Annotated in this window: 25 protein-coding genes; 10 read left to right on the top strand and 15 right to left on the bottom strand. The window is 56.6% G+C overall.

Annotated features, from left to right (window positions below; translation table 11 throughout):
• Nucleotides 1-47 precede the first annotated feature (47 nt).
• Nucleotides 48-1,529 carry a sulfatase gene (locus VGH19_09015; protein ID HEY1171495.1) on the bottom strand — a complete coding sequence of 494 codons (1,482 nt, stop codon included), beginning with the start codon at nt 1,527-1,529 and terminating at the stop codon, nt 48-50.
• A 121-nt stretch (nt 1,530-1,650) separates the two neighbouring features.
• Between VGH19_09015 and VGH19_09010 the strand changes: the two genes are divergently transcribed.
• Nucleotides 1,651-2,499: an alpha/beta hydrolase gene (locus VGH19_09010; GenBank protein HEY1171494.1), complete on the top strand. Its 849-nt coding sequence runs from the start codon at nt 1,651-1,653 to the stop codon at nt 2,497-2,499.
• A gap of 228 nt (nt 2,500-2,727) precedes the next feature.
• Here VGH19_09010 and VGH19_09005 read toward each other — a convergent pair whose 3' ends face one another.
• The gene (locus VGH19_09005; protein HEY1171493.1) at nt 2,728-3,618 is read right to left on the bottom strand and encodes an SDR family oxidoreductase; all 891 of its coding nucleotides are present in this window, start codon (nt 3,616-3,618) and stop codon (nt 2,728-2,730) included.
• 371 nt (nt 3,619-3,989) lie between these two features.
• On the opposite strand from VGH19_09005, the gene gcvP reads away from it, so the two are divergent.
• Both gcvP and VGH19_08995 read left to right on the top strand, forming a co-directional pair.
• Entirely contained in the window at nt 3,990-6,848 is a 2,859-nt protein-coding gene (gcvP, locus tag VGH19_09000) for an aminomethyl-transferring glycine dehydrogenase (protein ID HEY1171492.1), read from the top strand.
• Nucleotides 6,849-6,953: 105 nt separating this feature from the next.
• The gene (locus VGH19_08995) at nt 6,954-7,589 is read left to right on the top strand and encodes a peroxiredoxin (GenBank protein HEY1171491.1); all 636 of its coding nucleotides are present in this window, start codon (nt 6,954-6,956) and stop codon (nt 7,587-7,589) included.
• A gap of 53 nt (nt 7,590-7,642) precedes the next feature.
• Here the strand turns inward: VGH19_08995 and VGH19_08990 are convergent, their stop codons facing one another.
• From VGH19_08990 to trpD, 7 genes are all read right to left on the bottom strand, one after another.
• Entirely contained in the window at nt 7,643-7,990 is a 348-nt protein-coding gene (locus tag VGH19_08990) for a hypothetical protein (GenBank protein ID HEY1171490.1), read from the bottom strand.
• Between the two features lie 101 nt (nt 7,991-8,091).
• On the bottom strand, nt 8,092-8,679 hold the full coding sequence (locus VGH19_08985) for a hypothetical protein (GenBank protein ID HEY1171489.1): 588 nt from the start codon (nt 8,677-8,679) through the stop codon (nt 8,092-8,094).
• Between the two features lie 99 nt (nt 8,680-8,778).
• Nucleotides 8,779-9,240 carry a dihydrofolate reductase gene (locus VGH19_08980; GenBank protein HEY1171488.1) on the bottom strand — a complete coding sequence of 154 codons (462 nt, stop codon included), beginning with the start codon at nt 9,238-9,240 and terminating at the stop codon, nt 8,779-8,781.
• Between the two features lie 39 nt (nt 9,241-9,279).
• Nucleotides 9,280-9,657: a hypothetical protein gene (locus VGH19_08975; GenBank protein ID HEY1171487.1), complete on the bottom strand. Its 378-nt coding sequence runs from the start codon at nt 9,655-9,657 to the stop codon at nt 9,280-9,282.
• Between the two features lie 16 nt (nt 9,658-9,673).
• Nucleotides 9,674-10,105: a DUF2752 domain-containing protein gene (locus VGH19_08970; GenBank protein HEY1171486.1), complete on the bottom strand. Its 432-nt coding sequence runs from the start codon at nt 10,103-10,105 to the stop codon at nt 9,674-9,676.
• The gene (locus VGH19_08965) at nt 10,102-10,608 is read right to left on the bottom strand and encodes a DUF4190 domain-containing protein (protein ID HEY1171485.1); all 507 of its coding nucleotides are present in this window, start codon (nt 10,606-10,608) and stop codon (nt 10,102-10,104) included. Before VGH19_08965 ends, VGH19_08970 begins: the two co-directional genes overlap by 4 nt.
• A 6-nt stretch (nt 10,609-10,614) precedes the next feature.
• Nucleotides 10,615-11,655: an anthranilate phosphoribosyltransferase gene (gene trpD / locus VGH19_08960; GenBank protein HEY1171484.1), complete on the bottom strand. Its 1,041-nt coding sequence runs from the start codon at nt 11,653-11,655 to the stop codon at nt 10,615-10,617.
• 126 nt (nt 11,656-11,781) lie between these two features.
• Between trpD and VGH19_08955 the strand changes: the two genes are divergently transcribed.
• Entirely contained in the window at nt 11,782-12,504 is a 723-nt protein-coding gene (locus tag VGH19_08955) for a c-type cytochrome domain-containing protein (GenBank protein ID HEY1171483.1), read from the top strand.
• 69 nt (nt 12,505-12,573) lie between these two features.
• Here the strand turns inward: VGH19_08955 and VGH19_08950 are convergent, their stop codons facing one another.
• The 4 genes from VGH19_08950 to VGH19_08935 form a co-directional block, all read right to left on the bottom strand.
• A complete protein-coding gene (locus tag VGH19_08950) occupies nt 12,574-13,134 on the bottom strand; it encodes a transposase (GenBank protein HEY1171482.1) in 561 nt (186 codons plus the stop codon).
• A gap of 148 nt (nt 13,135-13,282) precedes the next feature.
• A complete protein-coding gene (locus tag VGH19_08945; GenBank protein ID HEY1171481.1) occupies nt 13,283-15,235 on the bottom strand; it encodes a hypothetical protein in 1,953 nt (650 codons plus the stop codon).
• Between the two features lie 382 nt (nt 15,236-15,617).
• The gene (locus tag VGH19_08940; GenBank protein HEY1171480.1) at nt 15,618-16,097 is read right to left on the bottom strand and encodes a hypothetical protein; all 480 of its coding nucleotides are present in this window, start codon (nt 16,095-16,097) and stop codon (nt 15,618-15,620) included.
• Between the two features lie 190 nt (nt 16,098-16,287).
• Nucleotides 16,288-16,749: a hypothetical protein gene (locus tag VGH19_08935; protein HEY1171479.1), complete on the bottom strand. Its 462-nt coding sequence runs from the start codon at nt 16,747-16,749 to the stop codon at nt 16,288-16,290.
• A 10-nt stretch (nt 16,750-16,759) separates the two neighbouring features.
• Here VGH19_08935 and VGH19_08930 point away from each other — a divergent pair, with 10 nt between their 5' ends.
• Complete coding sequence (locus VGH19_08930; GenBank protein ID HEY1171478.1) at nt 16,760-18,523, top strand: GAF domain-containing protein; 1,764 nt, start codon at nt 16,760-16,762, stop codon at nt 18,521-18,523.
• On the opposite strand, the gene VGH19_08925 is transcribed toward VGH19_08930, so the two are convergent.
• Nucleotides 18,494-19,534 (bottom strand): FAD:protein FMN transferase, encoded by a 1,041-nt coding sequence (locus tag VGH19_08925; protein ID HEY1171477.1) that lies wholly within the window; start codon nt 19,532-19,534, stop codon nt 18,494-18,496. The genes VGH19_08930 and VGH19_08925 overlap by 30 nt on opposite strands.
• Nucleotides 19,535-19,794: 260 nt before the next feature.
• On the opposite strand from VGH19_08925, the gene VGH19_08920 reads away from it, so the two are divergent.
• Nucleotides 19,795-21,156 (top strand): DUF1080 domain-containing protein, encoded by a 1,362-nt coding sequence (locus tag VGH19_08920; GenBank protein ID HEY1171476.1) that lies wholly within the window; start codon nt 19,795-19,797, stop codon nt 21,154-21,156.
• A gap of 143 nt (nt 21,157-21,299) precedes the next feature.
• Here VGH19_08920 and VGH19_08915 read toward each other — a convergent pair whose 3' ends face one another.
• Nucleotides 21,300-22,112 (bottom strand): sugar phosphate isomerase/epimerase family protein, encoded by an 813-nt coding sequence (locus VGH19_08915; GenBank protein ID HEY1171475.1) that lies wholly within the window; start codon nt 22,110-22,112, stop codon nt 21,300-21,302.
• 425 nt (nt 22,113-22,537) lie between these two features.
• Between VGH19_08915 and kaiC the strand changes: the two genes are divergently transcribed.
• Genes kaiC through VGH19_08895 form a run of 4 tightly spaced genes read left to right on the top strand, consistent with a single transcriptional unit; the run spans nt 22,538 to nt 26,797 of the window.
• Nucleotides 22,538-24,241 (top strand): circadian clock protein KaiC, encoded by a 1,704-nt coding sequence (gene kaiC / locus VGH19_08910; protein HEY1171474.1) that lies wholly within the window; start codon nt 22,538-22,540, stop codon nt 24,239-24,241.
• 18 nt (nt 24,242-24,259) lie between these two features.
• Entirely contained in the window at nt 24,260-24,640 is a 381-nt protein-coding gene (locus VGH19_08905; GenBank protein HEY1171473.1) for a circadian clock KaiB family protein, read from the top strand.
• Nucleotides 24,641-24,651: 11 nt separating this feature from the next.
• A complete protein-coding gene (locus tag VGH19_08900; GenBank protein ID HEY1171472.1) occupies nt 24,652-25,071 on the top strand; it encodes a circadian clock KaiB family protein in 420 nt (139 codons plus the stop codon).
• 1 nt (nt 25,072) lies between these two features.
• Nucleotides 25,073-26,797, top strand: a complete 1,725-nt coding sequence (locus VGH19_08895; protein ID HEY1171471.1) for an ATP-binding protein — start codon at nt 25,073-25,075, stop codon at nt 26,795-26,797.
• The last annotated feature ends 73 nt before the right edge of the window (nt 26,798-26,870 follow it).

The raw sequence follows: 26,870 nt of genomic DNA, 5'->3' as shown, positions 1-26,870 counted from the left end.
GAGGTGGTTTATCTGTGTGAATCCGTGTTGATCAGTGGCTGATATTTTCATTCTTTCCCCGATTTCTTGCGCATGATCTGCTCCGGGAAATCCGCCGCTTCGGAACCATTGATACGGCGCAGATTGGAGGAGCCACCCTTGTCCGGGAATAATGGGATGTTCAGCCCTTCCACCTTTTCCAACTCCGTGAAGAGTTTCTGCCGCATCTTCGCAGCGATGGCCTTATGCTCCGGGCTGTTGATCAGATTCTTTGTCTCCTTCGGATCATAGCGGATGTCATACAGCTCGTCCGTATCCCAGATGCCGTAGTAGCGGATGAACTTGTATTGTTCCTCACGCAGGGCATGCATCGTGGGTGTCTGCGGGAAATTACGTTCCCAGAAATACGTGTAGAGGAAGAACTCACGCCAAGGCACTTCCTTCTGCTGCGCCACGGCTACAAAGCTTTGCCCATCCATATAGCTTGGCGCTTTCAAGCCCGCCACTTCGAGGAAGGTCGGCCCTACGTCGATGTTCGCGATCATCTTTTCGATGACCGTGCCTTTGCGGAACAGTTCCGGGCAATGCATCAACATCGGCACGCGCATGGAGGTCTCGTAGGCCACACGTTTATCGATGAGCCCATGTTCACCGAACATGAAGCCGTTATCACCCATGTAGATGATGAGTGTGGAATCGAGCTGCTTCTTCTCGCGCAACCAGTTGATCACGCGCCCGATGCTGTCATCCACTGAGAGCAACGCTTCGCAATAGAGCTGATAATATTCATCGATGTTCAAGTCGCTGTGATACGGGAAGTCCACGCCGTGCCAGCTATTGCGCTGGTTTTTTAGCCACATCGGCTTGTCCTTGTAGTAATCAGGATTGTTGGTCACCTCAGCCGGGACTGGCGCACGCTTGCCTTTGTAACGGCCCTTGTGTCGGTCCGCTGGCACGAAGTCCGAATGCACTGCCTTGTGCGAGAGATACATCATGAAAGGCTTGTTCAGATCGCGGCGATCCAGCCATTCCACCGCATAATCCGTCAGTTCATCCGTGATGTAACCGCGTTGCGCCACGCGTTTGCCATCTACATTCAAGCCGTTCTTGTTCGGCAGATACGTGCCTTGCCCGCGAAAGCTCACCCAATGATCCCAGCCCGGTTGCGGTTCATCCCCCTCACCGCCCATGTGCCACTTGCCGAAGAACGCCGTCTGGTAACCCGCCTGTTTCAGATATTGTGAGAAGTAAATCGTGCCCGGCTGGATGGGGGTATTGTTATCCACGATTTTGTGCTTGTGTGGATAAAGGCCCGTGAGGATGGACGCGCGGCTCGGTGAGCAAAGTGCTGTGGAGACAAACGCGTTCTTCAGATGCACCCCGTTCTTCGCCAGAAAATCCATGTTCGGCGTTTCCAGGAACGGATGCCCCATGAAACCCATCGCATCGTAACGATGGTCATCCGCGAGGATGAAGACGATGTTGCGCGGTTTGGCTCCGGGAATCTTTTCGAGCACCGGCACAGTCGTTTGAGCAAAGGCATCTGCCATCAGAAACAGCAGACATGCCAAGGTCAGTACGGGGAATTTTCGCATGTTTAAAAAATAACGGTCATCCATTGTCGGGTGCAATAAGTAATGCATACTCTGTGCGCATACAGACGGGCTCCGCATGAATGATGTTACGAGAAAACGCTGGCAGCGACTGATCGTGGCGGGCATCGTCTGCTTGATACTGTTCATGTCCTTGCGCGAGTTCGAACAAGCCAATGTCTATCACCCCAGCACGGAGCTGGAGGTGCGCCTGCCCGATGTCGGCATACCCGGTGAAGAAGTCTGGCTGACTACGAGTGACAAGCTGCGTCTCAATGCGTGGTATTTCCCTGCGCCCAAGAACTCTACCCGCTCACGTTATGCCGTGCTCTTCGCGCATGGTAATGGCGGTAACATCAGCCATCGCGTGGACATTTATCGTGTCTGGCATGGACTGGGCGTGAACTTTCTCTCGTTCGATTACCGTGGCTACGGTCTGAGTGAAGGCAAACCTTCCGAGAAAGGCACGTATCAAGACGCCAAGGCCGGTTATGACTGGCTACTGAGCAAAGGCTTCCAGCCCGAGAACATCATAATATTCGGTGAATCGCTCGGTGGCGGCATCGCCAGCTGGCTGGCGGCGGAGCATAAAGTCGGCGCACTCGTGCTGCAAAGCACCTACACCAGCGTACCCGATCTAGGCACCGAAATATTTCCATACCTGCCAGTGCGCCTCCTCGCCACGATCCACTACAACACGTTGGAGCGCCTCCCGAAGATCAAAGTCCCTCTGCTTATCCTGCACAGCCGCTCCGACAGCCTCATCCGCTTTCACCACGCCGAGAAAAATTACAAAGCGGCAAACGAGCCCAAGCTCCTTCACGAAGTGCTAGGCGATCATAACGAAACCCTCTTCGCCGGTGCGGAGCAGTATAAAGATGGGGTGGAGAAGTTTCTGCAGACGTTGGATAAGAGCAGGAATCCATGAAGTCATCCTCTCACAAGCGTACGATACGTCTCCGCTCAGCCACCGGAATGGCACGCCGTCGCTTTGAAAGAAACTGAGGAATTGGTCAGAACAGGAAAAGACCGCTTTTCCGATTGGGAAGAAGCCAAAATACGTATTCTGAGCAAAGCCGCCAAACTGTCAGCTGTCTGATGCTTTGAGCTTAGTCATTGCTCATTCCTTCGTCATTCGGGCTTAGTCATTCGTCATTTACAACAAACCCTGTCTCTCCATCCACAACATCTCCGCCGTGTACCCCTGCCGGAAGGTCGGGTGAACGAACTGATACCCCAGCTCCATCTTCAGCTTCCGGTTCGCCACCTTCTTGTTCGTAAGCCCACGCTTGCGTTCCGCATTCTCCTCTTCTGTAGCGTGAGGTGGCAGATCTTTACCCAAGGCTTCACCCAACCACCGGAAAAAGTGCAACTGTGAGACTGGCTCATCATCCACCACATTGTAGATCTCGCCCGGATGACCGCCCTTGCACGCCGCTTGGATCACACCCACCGCATCATCCAGATGGATCATGTTGATGATGCGATCGCCCTTCCCATGGATACGTGCCTCATCCTTTAGATATTGCTGGAAAAGATGCCCGCGTCCCGGTCCATAAATGCCTGCCACACGCAAGATGACGGCCGGGAACTTGCTCGTCTGGAACGCCTGCAGCAAAAGCCTCTCCGTTTGCACCAGTATCTGGCTGGTTTCATTCACCGGCATCGTAGAGGCGCTTTCCTTCACCGGCATACCATCGGTCTGGCCATAGACGCTCGTGCTGCTGGTGTAGAGGTATTTCTTCGGCGGATTAGCCGTCAGCCATTGCAACAAATTCTTCGTCCCCTCCAGATACACCTGCCGATACACGTCCGGCCCGCCCTTACTGGAAGATACGCAATTTATCACCCAATCAAACGGACCAGGCAACGCTGCCAGCGTCTCCGGCTGGGTGATATCCGCGATGAGCGGCTTGATGCCCGCCGCCTCCAATTCCGTCTGTGCTTCGGCACTGCGCCTCACGCCAAAAACCTCATGCCCCTTGGCTACCAAGGCTTTACCCAACGGCAACCCGACATAGCCACACCCGATGATGAGAACGCGCATTGCGGAAAAGATATGCCGTCTCGTCGCCGCTCAAAAGCTCAAAAGCGACCGACGAAGCCTAATGCCCGTGCTGCCGGATTCCAGCCGGCAGGATAGAGACGTTCGACGTAGCATACCGTCGCGAACGCCTGCCCTGTCGGAATCACGCTACCCTGCCTTTTATTGATACGGCTTCTGCCTATCCGAGCCCCTTTACTGCCGGCTGGAATCCGGCAGCACATTGCTTCGTTTTCAGCCGTGCTTCACGCCTCCATTAGCCCGCCTTTCTCGGTGAATCATCTGTGAACAAAGTTCACTTGATTTGCCCCCGCCCGCCCTTACCTTGCACCCTTGTTTTTTGACCGGTCTTCCGGTCGCTGACGCTGAATCACATGTCTGCCCTTAATCTTGCCCATCCTGATCAGTTCGCCGCCCGCCACCTCGGCCCGAGTGAATCCGAACTCGCCGCGATGCTTCCCGTCGTCGGTGTGAAGTCCCTCGCCGAACTCGCGGACAAGACCGTGCCTGCAAGCATCCGCCTTGGCCGTTCGCTGAACTTGCCGACGCCTTGCTCGGAATTCGAGGCGCTCGCGGAATTGCGCAGCATCGCCAGCGGGAACAAAGTGTTCCGCTCCTACATCGGCATGGGCTACTACGACACAATCACGCCGCCCGTGATCCAGCGCAACATCCTCGAGAACCCCGGCTGGTACACGCAATACACGCCCTATCAGGCAGAGATCTCCCAAGGCCGCCTCGAATCATTGCTGAACTATCAGACGATGGTGTGCGACCTCACCGGCTTGGACATCGCGAACGCTTCCCTGCTCGATGAAGGCACCGCCGCTGCCGAAGCCATGACCATGGCCTACAGCATCAAGGGCAACGACACGAAGAACGTCATCTTCATCGCCGAGAACTGCCATCCGCAGACGATCAACGTCGTGGTCACGCGCGCGAAGCCCGTCGGCATCGAAGTGCGCATCGGCAATCCGGCCAAGATCGATTTCGACGGCAAACTCTTCGCCGTGCTCGTGCAGTATCCGGACACATTCGGTGCGGTGACGGATTACACCGAATTGTTCGCGAAGACGCACGCGGCGGAAGCTGTCACCATCGCCGCGACCGATCTGCTCGCACTTACGCTCCTGAAATCGCCCGGTGAACTCGGTGCCGATATCGCCGTGGGCAGCGCGCAACGCTTCGGTGTGCCGCTGGGTTACGGTGGACCGCACGCTGCTTTCTTCGCCACGCGCGATGCCTTCAAGCGCCAGATGCCCGGTCGTATCGTGGGCGTCTCGAAAGACTCTCGCGGCAAGGCTGCCTATCGTCTCTCCCTGCAAACACGCGAGCAGCACATCCGCCGTGACAAGGCGACGAGCAACATCTGCACGGCCCAAGCGCTCCTCGCGAACATGGCCGCGATGTATGCGTGCTATCACGGTCCGAAGGGCCTGAAAGCCATCGCGCAACGCGTGCATGGCGTGACCACCGTCCTCGCCGCTGGTCTCGCGAAGCTCGGCCTGAAGGTCGAACCCGCTGCTTACTTCGACACCCTGCGCATCACCATGAAGGATGCCGCTAGTGTTCATGCAATCGCCGTGGAACACGGCATTAACTTGCGTGCGATCGATGCGACCTCAGTGGGCCTTTCCGTGGATGAAACGGTTTCGGCCAAGGACATCGTTGAGCTGTGGCAAATCTTCAATGGTGACAAAGCACCAGACTTCACCGTCAAAGACGTGAACCAAGGATTGACTTCGAGCATCCCCGCTGCGTTGCAACGCACGAGCGAGTATCTCACGCACAAGGTCTTTAATCTCTATCACTCGGAGACGGAGATGCTGCGCTACCTGCGCAAGCTGGAATCGCGTGACCTCTCGCTCACGCATTCTATGATCCCGCTCGGCTCCTGCACGATGAAGCTGAACGCGACGGTGGAGATGTTCCCCGTGAGCTGGCCGGAGTTCGGCAAGCTGCATCCCTTCGCGCCGCTCAGCCAGACGCAGGGTTATCTCACGATGTTCAAGCAGTTGGAACAATGGCTCGCGGAGATCACCGGTTTCCACGCCATCTCGCTGCAGCCGAACGCCGGTTCCGCCGGTGAATACGCAGGCCTCATGGCCATCCACGCGTATCACCAGAGCAAGGGCCAGCTCGATCGCGATATCTGCCTCATCCCGACTTCCGCGCACGGCACGAACCCCGCCAGCGCCGTGATGGCTGGTCTGAAAGTCATCCCTGTCGCCTGCGACAAGGAAGGCAACATCGACGTGGCCGATCTGCGCACGAAGGCCGAGCAGTATAAGGACACGCTTTCCTGCTTGATGATCACGTATCCGTCCACGCACGGCGTGTTCGAGGAAAGCATCAAGGATATCTGCCAGATCATCCACAGCTTCGGCGGTCAGGTGTATATGGATGGCGCGAATATGAACGCCCAAGTCGGCCTGTGCCGCCCGGGTGACATCGGCGCGGACGTCTGCCATCTGAACCTGCATAAGACCTTCTGCATCCCGCACGGTGGCGGCGGTCCGGGCATGGGCCCGATCGGTGTCGCGAAACACCTCACGCCCTTCCTGCCGGGTCATCCGGTGGTTTCGCTGGAAGGCCAGCACAAGCTCGGGGCGATCTCTGCTGCGCCTTGGGGCAGCGCGAGCATCCTCACGATCTCGTGGGTTTACATCCGCCTCATGGGACCGGCGGGCGTCACGGATGCGACGAAGTTCGCCATCCTGAACGCGAACTACATCGCCAAGCGCCTGCAAGAACACTTCCCGATTCTCTACAAGGGCAAGAGCGGCCTCGTCGCACACGAGTGCATCCTCGACCTGCGCCAGTTCAAGCTCGTCACCGCTGAGGACGTCGCGAAGCGCCTGATGGATTACGGCTTCCACGCGCCGACGTTGAGCTGGCCGGTGGCGGGCACGTTGATGGTCGAGCCGACCGAGAGCGAATCCCAAGCTGAGCTGGACCGCTTCTGCGACGCCATGCTCGCCATCCACGCTGAGATCCAAGCCGTGGAAACGGGCGCGCTTGATAAAGCGAACAACCCGCTCAAGAACGCACCTCACACGGCGGACACCATCGCCGGTGACGCGTGGAATCGCCCCTACACTCGCGAACAAGCCGCCTTCCCGCGTCCGTGGTTGAAAGACCACAAGTTCTGGCCTGCGGTGGGCCGCATCGACAACGTGTTCGGCGACCGTAACCCGGTCTGCACGTGCGTCGGCATGGAGGCTTACCAGTAAGCCGGGGCGTGCTATCGGGGAGATTTCTTCCCGGTTGCACATTTTCCCCGGACCGCTATCCTGCGCTCCCTAATAATTTTAATTTTTGAGCGAAAGACTAGATTTATGGCACTGCGTTTAGGTGATGAGGCGCCGAACTTCACGGCGGAGACGACGGAAGGAAACATCGATTTCCATCAATGGCTCGGTGGCGGCTGGGGTGTGCTTTTCTCCCATCCTGCTGACTACACCCCCGTCTGCACGACAGAACTGGGCACCGTGGCCAAGCTCAAGGACGAGTTCTCCAAGCGCAATGTGAAGGTCATCGCCGTGAGCGTGGACCCGATCGGCGATCACCACGGCTGGATCAAGGACATCAACGAGACCCAGTGCACGACGATGAACTTTCCGATCATCGCCGACCCGTCCCGCAAGGTTTCCGAGCTGTATGACATGATCCACCCGAACGCTGACGCCACATTCACCGTGCGTTCCGTGTTCGTCATCGGACCGGACAAGAAGATCAAGCTCACCCTTACGTATCCTGCTTCCACAGGCCGTAACTTCGCCGAGATCCTGCGCGTCATCGACTCGCTCCAGCTCACCGCGAAGTTCAAGGTGGCCACACCCGCGAACTGGGTGGACGGCCAAGACTGCATCATCACTCCGGCCGTGAAAGATCCGGAAGCGACGACGCTGTTCCCGAAAGGCTTCCGCACCGTGAAGCCGTACCTGCGCTACACACCGCAGCCGAACAAGTAAGCTTTTTAAGACCAGAAGGCGGCTGGAGCGATCCAGCCGCCTTTTTTCATGTATCAAGGCCGCCGTCCGTACTCGACCGGTGTGCGGCCTGCCCCCATGCCCACATCGATCCAGCCTGGCCAGCCGGGAACACGCCCCATGCGCACCATGTAATCCTGCCCTTGCTTGGCTTTCTCCAGCCAGATGGCCGGACCGCCTCCCCATTGGTTCAGTTCAGCGGATTGCACTTCACGCCACTTGCCTTTCAGCCACTTGGCCGGTGGATCATCGCGGAAAAATTTCCACACATAGGTGCCGTCTTTATTGATCGTCACCGCTCCGGACTCATGCTGGGAATCGCTCGTGGTCACGATCACGTGGCTGCCCTCGCGCCGTTCCGATTTGCTACCGCGATTGGCCACTCACAGGTGAAACGTGCCGAAGTAATCTTCCAGCTTGGGTGGCTCGCCAAAATTGGACTCCACGGCAGAACCGATGTGAACCGAGTACGTTCCCATCGCACTCATCTGATGCGGAAATCGGTATCCATTTCAAAGCTCACTCCACGCGTTTTGATGAGATCACGGATCTGATTCAGCAAAGCATCACGCTGGGGATTGGCGAAAGCATCGCCCGGACCGAAAATCTGTTTGGCATAAGCGATGACTTCAGCCTTCGTCAGCAAACCGTGCCCTTGGACAGCCGGTGCGGGTGCCGTGCGAGGTGTCTCTGTGGTTGCCGGTTTGGGAGCAGGGGCGGGCGCCGGTATTGGCGTAGGTGCTGTGGTTGGTGTTGTTTTGCCTGTGACCGGCTCGAGCGGTTTGGCGTCTTTGGCCGTACGCAAGTCATTGGGAGAATAAGCGTATTCCAATCCTTCCGGGTAAAATTGGCTGGGCTTTTGCCGGATCAAATACTGTTTGCCGCCTTCCAGTTCGCGCAGAATGGTGCCGCGCTCCCACACCTCGGGATATGCCCCGCGCACCCGATATTCGATCACTTGCCCCGCCTTGAATGCTTGCGCCCAAGTTTCCTGCGGCAGGAGAACCATGAGGGCAAAAATGATCGCGATGAAAAAACTCCCAAGTGTACGTCCGTTGCAGGTGCCAGGCATAACCATTTCCCTTTGTGTCTCGAATCGTGGACGGCTGATTCAGCAAACAGGCTGTGCCTCCACCTGGGCAAAAGCAAGAGGGGAAACGGCACTAACCTGCTACTTGCGGCGGTAGTGCCGGATGGCGAACTCGGGCGTATCCCGCAATGTCTCCACCAGCTCAAATTGATCTTCAAAAGGAGGGAAGAACGCATCGCCTTCCACCGTCCGCTTAACTAGCGTGAGGTAGAGATCGGAACACATCGGCAACGCCTGACGATAGATCTCTGCACCGCCGCAGATGAACGTCTCACGCCCGTCTTCCACCGGTTTCAGCGCAGCCAGGTCTTTTAACATCACCGCGCCGGGAATGGAAAGATCACTGCGGCTCAGGATGACCGTGGTACGGTTCGGCAGCAATCGTCCGATGGACTCATACGTCTTGCGGCCCATCACGATGATATGGCCCGTGGTCGTTTGTTTGAACCACTTGAAATCTTCCGGCAGATGCCACGGGATGGTGTTGCCCTGACCGATCACCCGGTTCTCGGACATAGCTGCGATGGCTTTGAACGGCTTCATCTGGCTGGGAAAATAAAGTGCGTGCTGCGCAAAGCCAACTCAAAGCGCAGGCGGTTTGGCAGGATCGCGCGGAAGAGTCGGCACGGCCTTGGAACAGACCGAAAGGCTCGTGATCAAGGACCAGACCCAAGCTGCGGCAAAAGCCAGCGCACCACAGATGGCCACCCGCACGAAGCGGTCCTGCATGGTGGGATAACGCGTCTCCTCCCACAGCATCGTCATGAATTGGAAGAGGGAAGAAGCGACCATCAAAAGCCCGCCCAGGGACAGGATCATCTGCAACCAACCGCTGAAACGCTCGGCCAGCACAGAACCCAATCCCGGCCACGCCGCGACGTTGAGCAGGAGGCAGGTACGCGCGCTTTTCCGATCTATCGGATAGCTGACCTTCAGCATTTTGCGCAACAGTTCGAGCATACGTCCGCAAGGGCTATCAAGGAAACCACTGGGCCAGTTTCGGCAGATTACGTCCCACAGAAAACACCAGGAGCAACACGCCCAAAGCGATCAATGATGGCGTATGCGCCAGAACACTGCGCTCCGGCCTTTTCAAAAAAACGCGCATGAGCGTTTCATAGGCAGCCAGCGGCAGGATAACGAACACCGCCGGATTCAATCGCCACGCCGCAGCGATGTTTCCATTGGTGAGCTGATGCATCGCGCGCAAGCCCCCACAACCGGGACAATCCAAACCTGTTCCTTCACGCAAGGGACAGACGGGATAGATGGGATATTGGCCCGGCGGAAAAAAGTGCAGCACCAGCAAAACCACAATGAAGGCACCGAAGGCCAGCGACCACAAGATCACCTTTCGTCGATTGGGTGACGGCAACGGCAGCAGTGGCGGTGGCACGGCATTGCTCATGGAGCAAAGACTTTCTGTGAACCGATGCCCGAGAAAAAGCCCGGGAAATAATTGAAAGCGATGATGTTGATGATGATCACCACCACCGCGATGATGATACCAGCCAGCGCAAAACCATAGCCCTCCCGCAAATCCTTGCCGGAATTGATCCGCACCAGACTGATGATGGACAGGATCAATCCCACCGGAGCCAATGGTACGCAACAGCATAGCAACGATACCAGACTCAGGATAAACCCCATGCGGGCCAGTTTGTTCTGCTCTGGTTGCGGTGCAGCGCTTTTGCCCCCTGAAGGGGCATTGGCCGCCCGCTGGGCGATCGCCTCGGCGAACTCCGGTATCTCACCCAGCTTGCGCCAGGCGGGATTATCACTCGCCTTTGCCATCGTCTTGGCGCTGGCGCGGCCTTCCCTGATCCACTGGCGCACCTCTTCGATGGAGGCAGGACCGTACTCGATGCCGTCACTGCCGATGAGCTGATACTGAACGGGTTGGTCCGGCATGATGCGTTATGAACGGGTGGAGAGCGCTTTGATCTTGGCTGCTGCCTTGCCGCTATCGATGACTTCAGCGGCGAACTCCCAGCCTTCCGTGAGAGTTTTTACTTTGTTCGCCAACATCAGAGCCGCAGCGGCATTCAGCAACACAGCATCCCGCTTCGGTCCCTTTTCCTGACCGGAAAGAACCTGGCAGACGATGACAGCATTCTCTTTCGCATCGCCACCTGTGAGATCGGCCAAAGTAGCCGGTTGAAGCGGAAGAAAATCTCCTTTCCAAGTGGACGTATGGAAGCCCTGATCTTGATAAAACTCTGCCACGCGATTCTCGCCCATGGTGGAAAGTTCATCGAGGGAAGCACCCTCCACTTGCCCGCTCACCACCATGCCCCGCCGGATGCCGAGGCTCTGCAACACCCGCGCCATCGGCTCGGTGAGCGCGGGATTCGGCACCCCGATCAGCTGGGCGGTAGGACGCGCCGGATTCATGAGCGGCCCAAGGAAATTGAAGATCGTGCGTTGACCAGCCGCTGCACAGAGCTTACGCGCCGGACCGATGTGTTTGAACGCCGGATGAAAACGGGTCGCGAGGAAGAATGCGAAATTGTGTTCCTTTAACAACGCAGCAGCCTGCTCCGGTGTGTTGTCCACGGGAATGCCCAAGGCTTCCAGCACATCGGCACTGCCGGACTTGGAAGTGATGGCGCGATTGCCGTGCTTGGCCATCGGCACCCCTGCCGCTGCCACGAGAATGGCCACGCTGGTGGAGATGTTGAAGGTGTTCAACCGGTCGCCGCCCGTGCCGCACACGTCGATGATCTCGCCATTGCGTAATAAAGCATCCAGCGGTGGTTTGAGAGACAGCTCGCGCATTTCGCGGGCAAACGCGGCGATCTCATCCACCGTCTCGCCCTTTTTGGCCAGCGCGGTGAGGAACTCGGCCTTCGCTTCCGGCGTCACGCTTTCCGCGGTAAGCCAGGCGACGGCAGAGGACACTTGATCCGGAGTCAGACCCTGCCCGGACTTCAATTGCTCAGTAAGTGACGACAGCACGCAGGCAAGATAAAGCGTCCGGGCTGGGTGCAAAGGGGAAATTTTCAGGGAACACCCTTATCTCCAGACTTGGCCTTTTACCGAACACGGCCTAGCTTCATGACGTCCAATCTACCGGGTATGACTATGAAGACGCCTTTACTTTCTGCTCTGGCCATCACCGCCACAGTTGCGGTCCTCAGCAGCGCATTAGCCGTGGATACGAGCAAGCTGCCTTTGCCTGCGCCGCGCAAGGTGGATTTCGTGAAGGAGATCTATCCCATCTTCGCGGAGAAGTGCATCAGCTGTCACGGACCGGATAAGCAGAAAGGCAAGTATCGCATGGATACGAAAGAACATGCGATGAAGCCCGGTTCCGACGGCCCCTTTTTCATCCCCGGCAACAGCGAGAAAAGCCCCATGGTCCACATCGTGGCCGGCTTGATCGAAGAAGGACTGATGCCCCCACCGAGCGATAAGCCCGGCGAAAGCGTCCCGTTGACCAAAGAACAGATCAGCTTGCTTCGCGCCTGGATTGATCAAGGTGCCGTGTGGCCTGAAGGCGAGATCAAGATGACCGCCAAAGAGATCACTTTCGCCGCCGATATCAAACCCGTCTTCGATAAATCCTGCGTGAGTTGCCATGGCTCGACCAAAGCTGAAGGCGGCTTCAAAGCTGACACGCGTGAAGGCGTGCTGAAAGGCGGCGATGTCTATGGTGCCGCCGTGAAGCTGGATGCCGCTGCGCGCAGCCCGCTAGTGATCATCGTGTCGGGCAAGGACGGGGACATTCCGCAACCGGAAAAACACAAGCTCTCCGCGAAAGAAGCCGAGCTGGTGCAGAAGTGGATTGAGCAGGGGGCGAAGTAAGACCTTTGGAGTGCGGAGGCTTGACTCCGCTTTCCGCCCGAGGCGGCTTGACGCCTCGATTCCCCCCGCTCAGAAATCATCCGGCACATCAAGACCATCAGTTTTGAAACTATAAATCGTCTTCACTTGAGCCGGTGTCGCGGTGCGCTCAAACCAAGCCGCCGAACACCACCGGTATTGATTAGCGACCGGGACCATTCCGTGTTTCACCGGATTCTGGTGCACATAGTTCAACCGGGCGAGATAGGAACGTTCAAAGGTCAATTTACTGTCCCAGAAGTTGTGCCAGACTTTCCTGCCCGGTTTCCGCATGGCCTTGTTCAATTCACGCGCAGACTCAGAATGAATATGGGTTATCAATTGGCGCAGGCTTTTTGAATCAGGATTGCCACGAGCAATAAAATGATAGTGATTTGGAAACACGGACCATGCTTCCAATTGCCAGCCGTATTGTTTGGAAAGTTTTAGGATAGAGCTTTCCAAGGCATCGAGGTGGTCGGATCCTTGAAAGAGATGCACTTTGTCGACAGTGGCCGCAGTGACCATGTAGTTACCATTACCTTCCAAGCGATGAACGGGAGCGTGTGGCCAGTCTTTGACCGGTTTGTTAGATTCAGGTGGGTTTTCCATGGCCGCCGCTTTGCTGTGAGATCAGGCTAAGATGATCTGAGTTATCTTCAATGCAGAACTCGTTTTCACGCAGAAGTGGGATCGTTTCGAGGCGTCAAGCCGCCTCGGGCGCAAAGCGGAGGCAAGCCTCCGCACTCCAAATGGCACGCTACTTCTTCACCACCACCCGCGGTTTCACGAGTGCTTCCAGCTGCGGCATATCAAACGACTCCAGTAGGCCGAAGCAGAAGAGTTCCGGATACTTGTCCACAGACCAATTGTTATTGATCACATCGTGAAGTGATTTCATCGGGTTCGTCAGTTCCACACCTTGAATGGCTTTCTCTTCTAATCCAGCGGCCACGAGTGTGAAGAGGCTGGAGCGTGGCCCGATAGCTTGGACCGTCACCGGTTGATTGCCATTCTTTCCCTCTGCCCAGCGGGCGATGCCTGCGACTTGGCTGGCTTGCAGACCGAGTGGGCGATCACCCACGGCAGCGATTAGCAGTGCGTAGAGGAAATCGCGCTTGGAAATCTTGGATTCGCCGAAGTAGAAGGGATCGATGGCGATGACACGTTTGTTTGCGGTGAGCAACGCTTCGGCTTGAGCGAGCGTGCTTTTACGTCCGCCATCGGCTACGAGGATGACGGTTTCTTTCGGTGTGCCATTCACGAGTTCCACCGCGGGGACTGTCCATGCATCATCGACTCGCAAAGCCCACCAGGTGGCGCTCATCTGATTCACGGCCTCTAGGCCAAGCTGAGTAGCTTTCACCTTGCCGGGTTGTGCGCGTACGATCGCGGCGAGTTCAGCACGTTTGCTCTTCTGCCAAGATTTCAGTTTGCCTGCGTCCGTTGGAATATCGGCATGATGAGGCAGTTGTTTCATCGTGGACTGGGCGAGCTTTTGGAAGTCCACATTGTTCGCGGGCAAGGTTACGTTCAGTTGCGCGGCGGTTTTTACTTCGTTTGTCACGTTGATCTCTTGCCACGTGAACTTGGGATCGTGCGGGTAGAAGTAATCACCGATGGCGCGATAGAAGGCTTCGCGATTTTCCTGCAGATAATTATGCGTGCCGGGGATGAAGTTCACGTGATGGCGCAATTTCAGATCCGCGCCGAAGAGGCGGTAGATGGGGGCGGCTGCTTCGAGGAGAGGCGGCAAGGCATGCGGGGCGGCGAAGCAGCATTGATCGGTGGCGTTGTGCGTGAGGAGGGCGGCGCGCGGGGCGAGCATGGCGGTGAGGTGGGTGTAATCCACCACGGTGGCGAGGTCGTTCGGGGTTTGCTCGGAATCACCGAGGTCACTGATGTTCCGCGCGCGGGTGCGGAAACTGGAGTAACCGGCCACGGGATTGCAGAGGGTCACGCGCGTATCGAGCGAACTGAAGAAAATGGTTTGCCAGCCTCCACCGGAAAGACCAGAGACGGCGACGCGTGACGTGTCGGCATTCGGATGCGAGAGGAGCAGATCGAGGCCGCGTTTCTGCGCGAGGAAATGAACGGCGATGCCGCTCACACCGCAGAGATCGAGCTGGTTCATGCGGTAGTGCATGAAGCCATCCGTGCGGAGCTGGCCCATGCCGATCCATTCGAGGTTCAACACGAGCATGCCGCGCTTGGCGAGATTGATGCAGCGGATCTGTTTGTAATCCGCCGCTTTGCCTTCGCCATCGTGGCCATTCACGGCGAGCATCACGGGGACTTTGCCGGTGAGGTTTTCCGGTTCGTAAAGGAGCGCAGGAATCCAGAGGCCAGGGAGGGCTTCATAACGCGCTTTCTTGATCTTGTAACCGGGACCGCCCTCTATCGTCTCCTGCCATTCCACGCCAACCTTGGCATCACGCCATGCTTGCGAGGTGGTATCGCGGAAGATGACGCGATCAAAAACTTCCTGACGCAAACGGGCGGCTTCCTTCTCCCATTGCGCGGCAGTGCGGACCTTGGGCATCAACGGCACGCGGGCCTCGGTGTAATCGGCGACTTCCTGCCACGCCTTGTCCACATCGAGAATGGGTTTTTCGAGGGCGGATTTTAAGAATGCGGTGTCAGCGGCATGGATGCTCGGCGCGAGGAGGAAGGATAGGGCGAGGAGCCATGAGTGGAGCGAGGTGGTTTTCATGGGGTGGATTTGAGCCATCCTCTATCAGACGCACGAGGAGGCAAGGTTAGTCGAATATCTATTCTTCCAGTAAGTCACATGCTCTCCCGACTTGGAGAATTGAAACTCACCGTGACATTGAGGGCAACGTAGCAAGGGGCCACTCATGGGAATTCCACGTGGCGGCGCTGAGTTGGCTTTGACGCTCCATTCACGCCACTCGCTTTGGTGTCCGAAAGCCGTGCTGCATTGTGGACAGGTCCATAATACGCAACGTCGCCACAGATGACTTTCGCGCCAGCGTAAGAGCATAAGGCTGGGATGCCGAGGGCCATACCCGTAACCAGATAGGTAAGGGTGGAATCGATTCTGAAGATACGGTTTAAATCTAATACGTTTATTTTCAGTAATCTAAGATGAGCATGATGGTTTCAGCGTAATCGTTCCAAAAGAGATAGGCTGGCTGGCCTTTGAGTGAGCCCACAAAGCAAGTCATGTAGGATTTGGGCACATCGGGCGAGAGATGCATGGCTTTCAGATATTCAGGCGGGAGGGGGATTTCACGCCAACTTTTGGTGGTGGTCCGGGTGTGGAATTCGGCGCGGGGAATTTTAGCGGAGGCACGGAGTTGCTTCAATTCACCGATTTCGTTGAACCAGCCGACCACAGGTTGCTCCAATCTGAACTGGGGTGATAATGGCTCACCGAAGAGAGCGATAAAGGCGGCGAGGGTATCTTGCTCCAACCGCAGATCTTCAGCAGGTGTTTTTTCCAGTTTGGGAAATATCCCCAAAGCTTCGGGGTTGATGGGATGACGTGCCTGCGGGGTATGGCAACCACTGAGAATCAACAGCGCAATGAGGGTGACAAAGGTGAGTCTCATGAGGGGAAGGCTTTTTAGGATGGTGAGTTAAGCGGGTTTGAAGAAGATTGGCAACGGGCAAGGAGAATGTCTCGCCCTTTCTGTGCTTGTGGTTTGAGGGGCGTTTACCTAGGGCTTCGCCCGCCCGGGACGTCGAGGCGTCAAGCCGCCTCGGCGACAAAGTGGAGGCAAGCCTCCGCACTCCAAAGGCTTATTTTCTAAAGCCGTATTTCAACGTAAAAAACGCCGGCTTCAGGGCGGCGAGAGGGCCGCGGAGTTTGGCGAGTTCCGATTCCGGTCCGTGGATCTCCAGTCGCGTGAGCTCGGCGATTTTCAAGGCTTCTTGCAAAATGGGCCCAACGTTTTCCAGATGGGTCAGCACGCCTTCGGCATCCACATAGCCTTCCCGGCAGAAGGCCTGGTCGTCGCAGAAACTGAAACCATAATAGAGGCACTTGGGTTCGGTCTGGGTCTGGGCCACAAAGCGTTCGCAGAGTTTTTCAAAGGCGGCTGTGTTGCCGGGCAAGATCTTGAAGTAGGGAACGATGGTGCAGCAGGTGTCTTGGGTAGCCATATCGATGGAGAGAATAGGAGAAGCGGAGGGCCGGGCCAAGCTTCGTATCACGTGAAAAGCTAAACGCTCTGCGCTGGAAATCCGGCTAATTCCCGCCATAGTCTCACTCGTGAGCGATGAACTAGCGGATTTGAAGGCGCGATATGAACGGCTTCGCCTGTTGTATCAGGTCAGCAACGTCATCCATTCCACCCTTGATTCGCAGGAGGCGCTGGAGCGCATTATTCGTGAGGCCGTGCGCATCATGCGTGCCTCCAGCGGGTCGGTGGTGTTGCTGAATCCGCACACCGGCTTTCTGGAGATTCAAGCGGCGAATGGTCTGCCGGCGAATGCGAAATCGCTCCGTCTCCGCGTGGGTGAAGGCATCACCGGTTGGGTGGCCCGCACTGGCAAGGCCGCGCGCGTGGGCAAGGTGGATGAAGATCCGCGCTATGTGATGGTGCGCAAGAATGTGGAGTCTGAATTGGCGGTGCCGCTCGTGGTGGAAGGCGAGATCCGTGGTGTGCTGAACGTGGACTCCGATCGCATGGATGCCTTCAGCAGCGATGACCAAAGCCTGCTGGAAGAACTCGCCATGCAAGCGGCGAAGGTGATCCATAATACCTGGCTCTATGAACAGCTCCGTCTCAAAGCGCGGTTGTTTGAGACGCTCGCCAGTGTCGGCCAGACGATTAGTTCTACACTAAACCTGAATGATGCGCTCACCGTCATCACGCGTGAGGCCTGTCAGTTGATGGAGACGAAGATGTGCTCGCTGCACATGCTGGATGAATCGGGGAACTGGCTGGAACTGCGCGCCAGTTTCGGTGCCGGGAAATTGTATGTGAACCGTCCGCCACTGAGCTTGCAGGAAAGCCTCATCGGCATCGTGGTGCGACGCAAGAAGGCGCTCCAGGTGGAGAATGTGCAGACGTCTTCACGTTATCAGAATGTGGAGACGGCGCGGCGCGAAGGGTTGGTTTCATTACTCAGTGTGCCGTTGCTCTTCGGCAACCAGGCGATCGGTGCGTTGAATGTTTACACGGAGGAGCCGCATAATTTTTCCAACGAGGAGATCCGTATTCTCTCGGCGCTCGCGGAGCTTTCGGCCATCGCGATTGAGAAGGCGCGGCTGTATGAGCGCATCGTGGATGTGGAAGAGCAGTTGCGCCAGACGGAGAAGCTCTCCGCGCTGGGTCTGCTGGCGGCGGAAGTGGCGCATGAGATCCGGAATCCGCTAACGGTGCTGAAGATGCTCTATCACTCGCTGGATCTGAGGTTCGACCCCAAGGATCCGCGCGCGACGGATGTGCGCATCATGGGTGAGAAGATGGATCACATGAACAAGATCGTGGAGCAGGTGCTGGACTTCGCCCGCAATACGGAGCCCGCGCTTACCGAGGTGAACGTGAACCAGCTCATCGATGATCTCGGTCTGCTCACACGTCACAAGCTGAAGAATCAGAGCATTGAATGGGTGCGTAAACTGGCTGCTGATCTGCCACCTTTGATGGCTGATCCGACGCAGTTGGAGCAGGCATTTCTTAATCTCACGCTGAATGCCGTGGAAGCGATGCCGGAGGGTGGACGGCTTACGATCATCACGCGGACCATTCGTCTGCCGCGGCTTTCTCCTGAGCCTACGCACTTGGTCATCGACTTCAAAGACACGGGTATGGGCATGTCCCAGGAGCAACGCAACCGGGCGTTTACTTCGTTGCTGAACACAACGAAGGGTAAGGGCACCGGATTGGGATTGATGATTGTGCGTCGCGTGGCGGAGACGCATCGCGGCACGGTGCGCATCCGCTCCACCGAAGGCAAAGGCACAACGATGAGCATCTTCCTGCCCTTGCACGAAGCCTCAATCCCGCTCTCGGGGACTAATTCCTAAGGCGCGGACTTCAGGCAATAAATCGTCTTCACTGCGACCGACAACTAGAGAGCGCATACCTTGCCGGAGTGTGGAGAATTTTTCCCATTCCTTCACACCACCAACCAAGAGTGCAGTGGAAAGCGCATCCGTCTCAGTAGCGGAAGGCAACACACACGCGGACATTAAGGCACCATCGACAGGTTCACCCAGGCGAGGATCGATCACATGGCCGTAGGTCTTGCCATTGGTGGAAAAAGATTTTCCCCAGACGGCGGAGACGGAGAGGGATTCATCGCAGAGAGCGACGTTGGCTAATGGTGTGAAGCGGCTGCGAATTTCTTCCGAGCCAGTGGCGATGAAGCGTGCGCCTTCGATCTGTGGATCAGCGAGTGCGATGGTCCATGCAGATGCACCATGCGGATGGCCAAGTGCATAGATGGTGCTGGTGCCACCGTGTAACAAGGCGCTCGTCACACCGGTTTCGCGCAAGATATCGGCGGCTTCATCGAGCGCGTAGCCTTTGCCGATGGAGCCGAGGTCGAGCATCAGGCCTTTCATGGCGAAGCGGACGGTGAAGTTGTTTTCATCCAGCAGGAGATGTTGCCAACCAGTGCAGGCTTTCGCGGTGAGCAATTCATCGGCGGAAGGCACGCGACCTTCTTTCTGCATCAGACCCCAGCAGCGCATGAGCGGGGCGACGGTGATATCGAAGGCCCCTTCCGTTTCCTCGGCCATTTGGCGGGCGCGCTGGAGGAGCTTGAAGAGGCGTGGCTCCACGCGAACGGGTTCATAGGCTGCACGGGCGTTGAGCTGGCTAAGTTCGCTGGCGGGGCGGTAGATGCTGATCTGGGCTTCGAGACGTTCGATCTCGCGGATGGCTTCCTCACCGGCGGCGCGTAGTGCCGTGGCGTCATCGCCTTGCAACACGAACTCGAATCGTGTGGCCATGGCGTGGCAGGCGAGGGTGACGGTTTGCACGGGGGAAAAGTTACCACGGAGATACAGAGGATGGAGAGGTTTTTTAGCCACAGATGAAACACGGATCACACGGATTGGGAAACATCGGAGAAGGTTAGCTTAATCTGCCTTACTCCAGTAACTATGAACGGAAAATCGAGGACGACGACGAGGATGAGAACGATTACGGAGGAAGGGCTGCGATTCCTTGAATCCACTCCCTGACTTGACCGTCGAAGGACTTGCCGTTACCTACGGAATGACCAAACCACAGTATGAAACTGAAAACTCTTCTTCTCGCTCCTGCCCTGGCCGCTTCCTTGATGGCCGTTATGACGGGTTGCAGCACGTCGGACTTCGCGGGCTCCGGCTCGGGCGGTTCCGCATCCAAACCGCCTGAGGGCTTCACCGCGCTCTTCAATGGCAAAGATCTCACCGGTTGGCGCGGCGGCACGACCTTTGACCATCGCAAGCTCTTGGAGATGTCTGAGGCGAATCGCGCCGAACAGATCCGCAAGTGGACGGATGCGAGCGTGAAGGGGTCTATGATGGAGCTGGGCACCAATACCGGCAAAGCACACTGGTATGTGGAGAATGACGAATTGGTGAATGATGGCTTCGGCATGTATGCCACCACGGAGAAGGATTACGGCGATTTCGAACTGCTCCTGGAATACAAGACGGTGCCGAAGGCGGATTCCGGCATCTACCTGCGCGGTGTGCCGCAGGTGCAGATCTGGGATTACACGGAGGAAGCGAAGTTCAAGCTGGGTGCGGATAAAGGCTCCGGCGGTCTGTGGAACAACGCCACGAATTCTCCCGGCAAAGACCCGCTTGTGAAGGCGGATAAGCCGTTCGGCGAATGGAACAAGTTCCGCATCCTCATGGTCGGCTCTCGCGTGACGATCTATCTGAACGACAAGCTGGTGGTGGATCACGCCATCCTCGAGAACTACTACGACAAGGCCAGCAAGGATGCCGCGATCAAAGCCAATCCGCGTCCGGTTCCGGCCAAGGGTCCGATCCAGCTCCAGACGCATGGTGGCGAAATCCGCTGGCGCAATGTGTTCATCCGCGAGATCGGTTCAACCGAGGCGAACAAGATTCTTTCCTCGAAGAACAAGAGCGGCTTCAAGCCCATCTTCAGCGGTCAGGATTTCACGGGCTGGAAAGGTCCGGTAGAGAATTACGAGATCAAGGACAGCGCCGTGTATTGCAAAGCGGGCAAAGGCGGCACGATCTACTTCAATGAAGATCTGAAGGACTTCGTCGCGCGCGTGGAATTCCAACTGCCTCCTGGCGGCAACAACGGCCTCGCGCTCCGCTACCCAGGTGAAGGCGATACCGCTTACGTGGGCCTGTGCGAACTGCAAGTGCTCGATACGGAGCATGAAAAATATGCGAAGCTGGACCCGCGTCAGGCGCATGGTTCGGCTTACGGCATCGCTGCCGCGCATCGCGGTTACCTGCGTCCGCAGGGCGAATGGAACTTTCAGGAAGTCACCGTGAAAGGCTCCGTTCTCAAGGTGGAACTGAACGGCTCGATCATCCTGAATTCCGACCTCAGCACCATCACTGAATACATGGCCAATAAACCGCATCCGGGCAAGGAGCGCACGAACGGGTTCTTCGGCTTCGCCGGTCACAATGACGCGGTGGGCTTCCGCAATGTGTTCATCAAACCGTTGCCGTAAGCAGCGAGTTCTTTAAAGGAAACACCCGCCGATCGTGAGATCGGCGGGTGTTTTTGTTTTAGGGGAATGATTTGATGTAAGAGCCGATTTGATTCAGAGGCTCGGTTGCAGGAGGACGTTGAAGCGGCTTAAAAGCCGCGCCACTACACAAACACCTTCTTCAGGTATTCGATGCTCTTGCTGGCGATGACTTCGGGGCCTTCCTCGAACTTGAACACTTCCACGGAGACCCAGCCGTCGTAGCCCACTTCCTTGAGCGCGGCGGCGATGGGTTTGAAATCCACATCACCGAAGCCGGGACCTTTCAGGTTCGCATCGTTCGCGTGGAAGTAGGCGAAGTGCGGGTGCGATTCCTTGATGATCTGCGGGATGGGCTTGCTCTCGGAGCACATTGCCTTCACATCGATGATGATCTTGAAGGCCGGGCTGTTCAGTTCCTTGGTGAACTTGATGCCGTCTTCCGCCGTATTGATGAAATTGGTTTCCGCCGGGGCGAGCGGTTCGAAGCAGATGACGATGTCGCGTTCCTCCGCGCGCTTCACAGCGGGACGGAACACTTCCAATGCCCATGCCCACGCTTGAGCGTAAGTCACGCCTTCCATCAGGTTGCGCTGCTTCGGTGAGCCCACGATGATGCGTTTGCCGCCGATGTCCCCGCAGAAGTTCACGAGGTCCACGAAATATTGCTGCGTCTTGGCGCGGATGGCGGCATCCGGATGCGTCACATACATGCCCTCGGCCTGCACCAGCACCCAGTGAATGCCGGTAATGGCGATACCGGTGCGTTTGGCGGCGGCCTTGATCTCTTCACGCTGGGCCGGAGAAATCTCCGTCACATACTTGGCGATGGTGAAGGGCGCGATCTCAATGCCGTCATAACCCGCCTTCTTCGCGAAGGCCATGGCGTCCTCCAGCTTCCAGTTCTGGAAAATCTCGTTGCAGATGCCGAATCTCATGATGACGCGAATTTTAGCCTGCTGCGCTGGTGAACTGTCCAGAGCGAAAGCACCAAAATTTGCCATTGCACACAGACGCTCTGCCCGTGGCATTTCCCCTGCTGAATAAAGAACTGCAGGTTGGGATGACGGCAGGGCAAATTCCTGCTGCGAAACAGGTGTTTCGCCTCGGCTGGCAATGCTTAAAATGAACTTTGTGTCGCTGGATTTGACACCCAAGGATTTTCCCTGCCTTCATGCAAAACGCAACGCGGCGGCGTGTGTTTTGCATAGAGCATTCAAAGTGCATGGAACGGACTGGCTTTAAATTGCGATAAGACCGACTTTCTAACCCTTTTTTGCGCTCAAACGTGACAGCCGTGCCATAAATGCCTTAGAGGCCAATAACCTTGTAATATCGAATTTAACCCTAAAGCTAGAATCAGATGAGTAAGCTCGTGAAAATCAACTCCTCCGACATCCTCAAGAAAGTTCCTACCGGTATCACCGGTTTTGACGAGATAACTGGTGGCGGTTTGCCAGCAGGTCGTCCTTCATTGGTGTGCGGTAGTGCCGGTTGCGGCAAATCCCTCTTTGCCACGGAGTTTTTGGTGCGTGGAGCATTGCAGTATGGTGAGCCGGGTGTGCTAATGACGTTTGAAGAAACGGCCATGGACATCCGCAAGAACGTGGCATCGCTGGGGTTCAACATCGCGAACCTGATCGACCGGAAGAAGATCTATATCGACCACGTTCATGTGGAGCGCAGCGAGATCGAGGAGAATGGTGAGTACGATCTGGAAGGGCTTTTCATCCGGCTCGATTACGCCATCAAGATGGTCGGCGCCAAACGTGTGGTGCTGGATACTATCGAGACGCTTTTCTCCGGTCTGAGCAACCAGGCGATCCTCCGCTCGGAATTACGCCGCCTCTTCGGTTGGTTGAAGGAAAGGGGCATGACCACGGTGATCACGGGTGAACGTGGTGATGGCGCACTCACGCGCCAAGGGCTGGAAGAATATGTTTCCGATTGCGTGGTGCTGCTGGATCATCGGGTCAACGGGCAGATCTCCACCCGCCGGTTGCGAGTGGTGAAGTATCGCGGTTCCACCCACGGCACGAACGAGTATCCTTTCCTCATCGATGCGGAAGGCATGTCTGTGCTGCCGGTGACGATGGCGGGTATGGACTACGAGGTGTCCAACGAGCGCATCCCCTCGGGTGTGCCGGAACTGGATCAGATGCTGGGAGGCAAAGGTTTTTATCGCGGCAGTTCCATTCTGCTCAGCGGCACAGCGGGCACGGGCAAAACGAGCATGTCCGCTCATCTGGCGGAAGCCACGTGCAAGCGGGGTGAACGATGCATGTATTTCTCCTTTGAGGAATCGCCCTCGCAGATCATGCGGAACATGAAGTCCATCAATGTGGATCTCCGCAAGTATGTAGATAATGGGCAGCTCAAGTTTCACTCCACGCGTCCCACAGTTCATGGACTCGAGATGCATCTGGTGATGATGCATAAGATGATCGAGGAGTTTAAGCCTACGGTGGTCATTTTGGATCCTGTCTCCAACATGCAATCCGCTGGCACGCTGGATGACTCCACGAACATGCTTATCCGCTTGGTGGATTTCCTGCGCAAAAAGAAGATCACGGGCTTCATGGTTACCCTTACCAGCGGCAGATCGGTTATGGAATCGACGGATGAAGGATTGAGTTCGCTGGTGGATACGTGGTTGCTCTTGCGCGATGTGGAGATCGGTGGCGAACGCAACCGTCTTCTATATGTGCTCAAGTCCCGTGGCATGGCGCATTCCAACCAGGTCCGCGAGTTCACCATCACTTCCAAGGGTATCAAATTGGAGGATGTTTACCTAGGCACGGAAGGTGTGTTGACCGGCTCAGCACGCTTGAGTCAGGCCACCAAGGCAGAAGCCGAGCAGAAGATTGCCAAGGACGAGATGGAGCGCAAGAAGATGGCGATCGAACATCGCCGCCGTGCCGTCGAGGCGCAGATCGAAGCATTACGCGCTGGGTTCAAGATCGAGGAAGAAGAATATTCAAGGGTCGCTGCCAACAGTATGGCGCGGCTTAAACAGGTCGAAACCGACCGGCTTGCCATGGCAGCCAAACGGGCCAACAAGCGATAAATCATACCGAAGCCACGCATGAAAAAGGATGTAACAACCACCCAGGCCAAGCCCAAGAGCGCGAAGGCAAGAACAACCAAGGCGACGGTGACTAAAACGAAGGCCAAGCCGAAGCCGAAGAAAGCGGAATGGAATCTGCGCCTGTATGTGGCAGGCCAGACGCCGAAGTCCATGACCGCCTTCGCCAATCTCAAAAAGATTTGTGAGCAGCACCTGCCTGACCGCTACTCCATCGAGGTCATCGACCTCACCAAGCAGCCACAGCTCGCGCAGAAGGACCAAATCATGGCCCTGCCGACGCTCGTGCGCAAACTTCCCGAACCTATCAAGCGCGTCATCGGCGATCTCTCCAATGTGGAGCGCGTGATGGTGGGCATGGATCTCGAAGCCGTTAAATAAAAGGCGAATCCATGAAAACCAAAGCCAAGAAAGTCACGGCCAAGCGCAAGCAGGCCAAGAAGAAACCGCCCTTGAATGAAACGGCCACGTTCGAGAAACTGCTCAAGAAGGCGACCGGCGTTGAGCATTATACCTTACGTCTCTACATCACGGGTTCAACTCCGCGCTCCAGCCAGGCGGTCAAAAATATCCGGAGCTTGTGCGAAGAGTATTTGCCGGGACGCTATGATCTCGAAGTCGTTGACATCTATCAGCAGCCTTTGGAAGCTGCCGACGAGCAAGTCATCGCCGCGCCAACATTGATCAAGAAGATGCCGGCTCCAATGAAACGCCTGGTGGGCGATCTGTCCGACCGGGATAAAGTGGTGGTGGGCCTCAATCTGAAGAGTAAAACGCAGCCCGATGGAAAAATCAAATGGGTGAAGGTCTAGTATGAAGAAGCCAGCCAAGCGCAAGGTATCGGGCAAAACCAACAAAGTTTCCATTAAATCTGGGAAAAAGAGCGGGCATTGGGTAAGCGATGTCGAATTTGACCGCCTCACCAACAGTTTGCAAGAAGCCCAAGACACCTTGGACGCTATCCGCAATGGCGAAGTGGATGCGCTCGTGGTCCATGGTCCGCGTGGCAATCAGATCTACAGCCTCAGCGGCGCTGACCAGCCTTACCGCGTTTACGTGGAGAAGATGCAGGAAGGCGCGGTGACGATCTCTGACTTGGGCCTGATCCTTTACGCCAACCAGCGCTTTGCTGACATGGTGAATTTGCCGCTCGAAAAAGTCATCGGCACGGAAGCCGTGGCCTACCTCGCTAACGCATGGCCGGAGTTGCACAATATTTTCAAGAGCAAGAAGGAAGTCATCAAGTGCGAGTCCTTGCTGGAGCGGACCAAAGGCAACGCACTGCCGGTCAACCTTACGGCGAGCCATCTGCCCTTGAGCGATCAGAATGTGATCTGCCTGGTAGTGACAGATCTGAGTGCGCAACGGCACAGCGAGGAATTGCGACTGGCCAAGGAAGTGGCCGAGAGGGCGAATGAAGCGAAAGACAGCTTCCTGGCCGCGCTAAGCCATGAACTGCGCACACCACTCAATCCTGCATTGTTGCTGGCGAGCGAAGCGGCTAACAATCCCGCCCTAACTCCCGAAGTACGCAGTGATTTCGCGACCATCTGCAACAGCATCGAACTGGAAGCACGGCTTATCGATGATCTGCTGGATCTCACCCGTATCATCAATGGCAAGCTGGCACTGAATTTCGACATCATCGATTGCCGCGATGCATTGACCGATGCCATCGAGACGATCCGTGCGGAGATCGAACAGAAGAAGATTTCGTTCGTCCTGAAGATCGACAAGCACCCGTGCCTGGTGAAGGCCGATACGTTGCGACTCAAGCAGGCGCTCTGGAACATCTTGAAGAACGCGGTGAAGTTCACTCCTGCGAAGGGGCAGATAAAGGTGGATATCCACGCGGTAACGACGAAGGGGCATGTGGCGATTCAAGTGATGGATACGGGTATCGGCCTCACGCAGAAGGAAATCGGGGACATCTTCGAGACGTTCGCCCAGGGGGAACATGCGCAGACGTATGCATCGTCTCCTTTCGGCGGGCTCGGTCTGGGGCTTTCGATCAGCAAGAAGATCATCAAATTGCATTCGGGTGACATTCATGCGCAGAGCGAGGGACGCGGCAGAGGCGCGACTTTCACGGTGGAATTGCCGCTCGCCAAAACACCTGCCAAGGCCAAGAACGGAGCACAGGTTCCTCATGCCTCGGCGAAGGCAGCGGAAGAACGTCCGCGTTACGACATTTTGCTGGTGGAAGACCATGAGCCGACACGTAAGGCACTCAGCCATCTGCTCAATCGCCGCCAGCATTCGGTGACCGCAGTGGGTTCTGCTGCTGAAGCTCGTGCGCGTGCGGAGAAACATGAGTTTGACCTCGTCATCTCCGATGTGGGGCTGCCGGACAGCAACGGCTTCGAGCTGATGAAGGATCTGCAATCACTCTACAAACTGCGGGGCATCGCGCTCACCGGATACGGGATGGAGAACGATATCGTTTCCAGTCATGAATCCGGTTTCTCCACGCATCTTACCAAACCGGTCAGGGTGGAGGCATTGGATGCAGCGCTGGCGGAAGCGATGGGAGAGTGACGTTCGCTCACCCTAAAGGGCTATCTCAGATCATCCATTACTTGTGCTAGCTTGAGGCAGGCAAAAGGAATGG

Source organism: Verrucomicrobiia bacterium, assembly GCA_036405135.1.
GTDB lineage: Bacteria > Verrucomicrobiota > Verrucomicrobiia > Limisphaerales > JAEYXS01 > JAEYXS01.
Note: the sequence above shows the minus strand (reverse complement) of the source record. Positions and strands in the feature narration are given on the sequence as shown.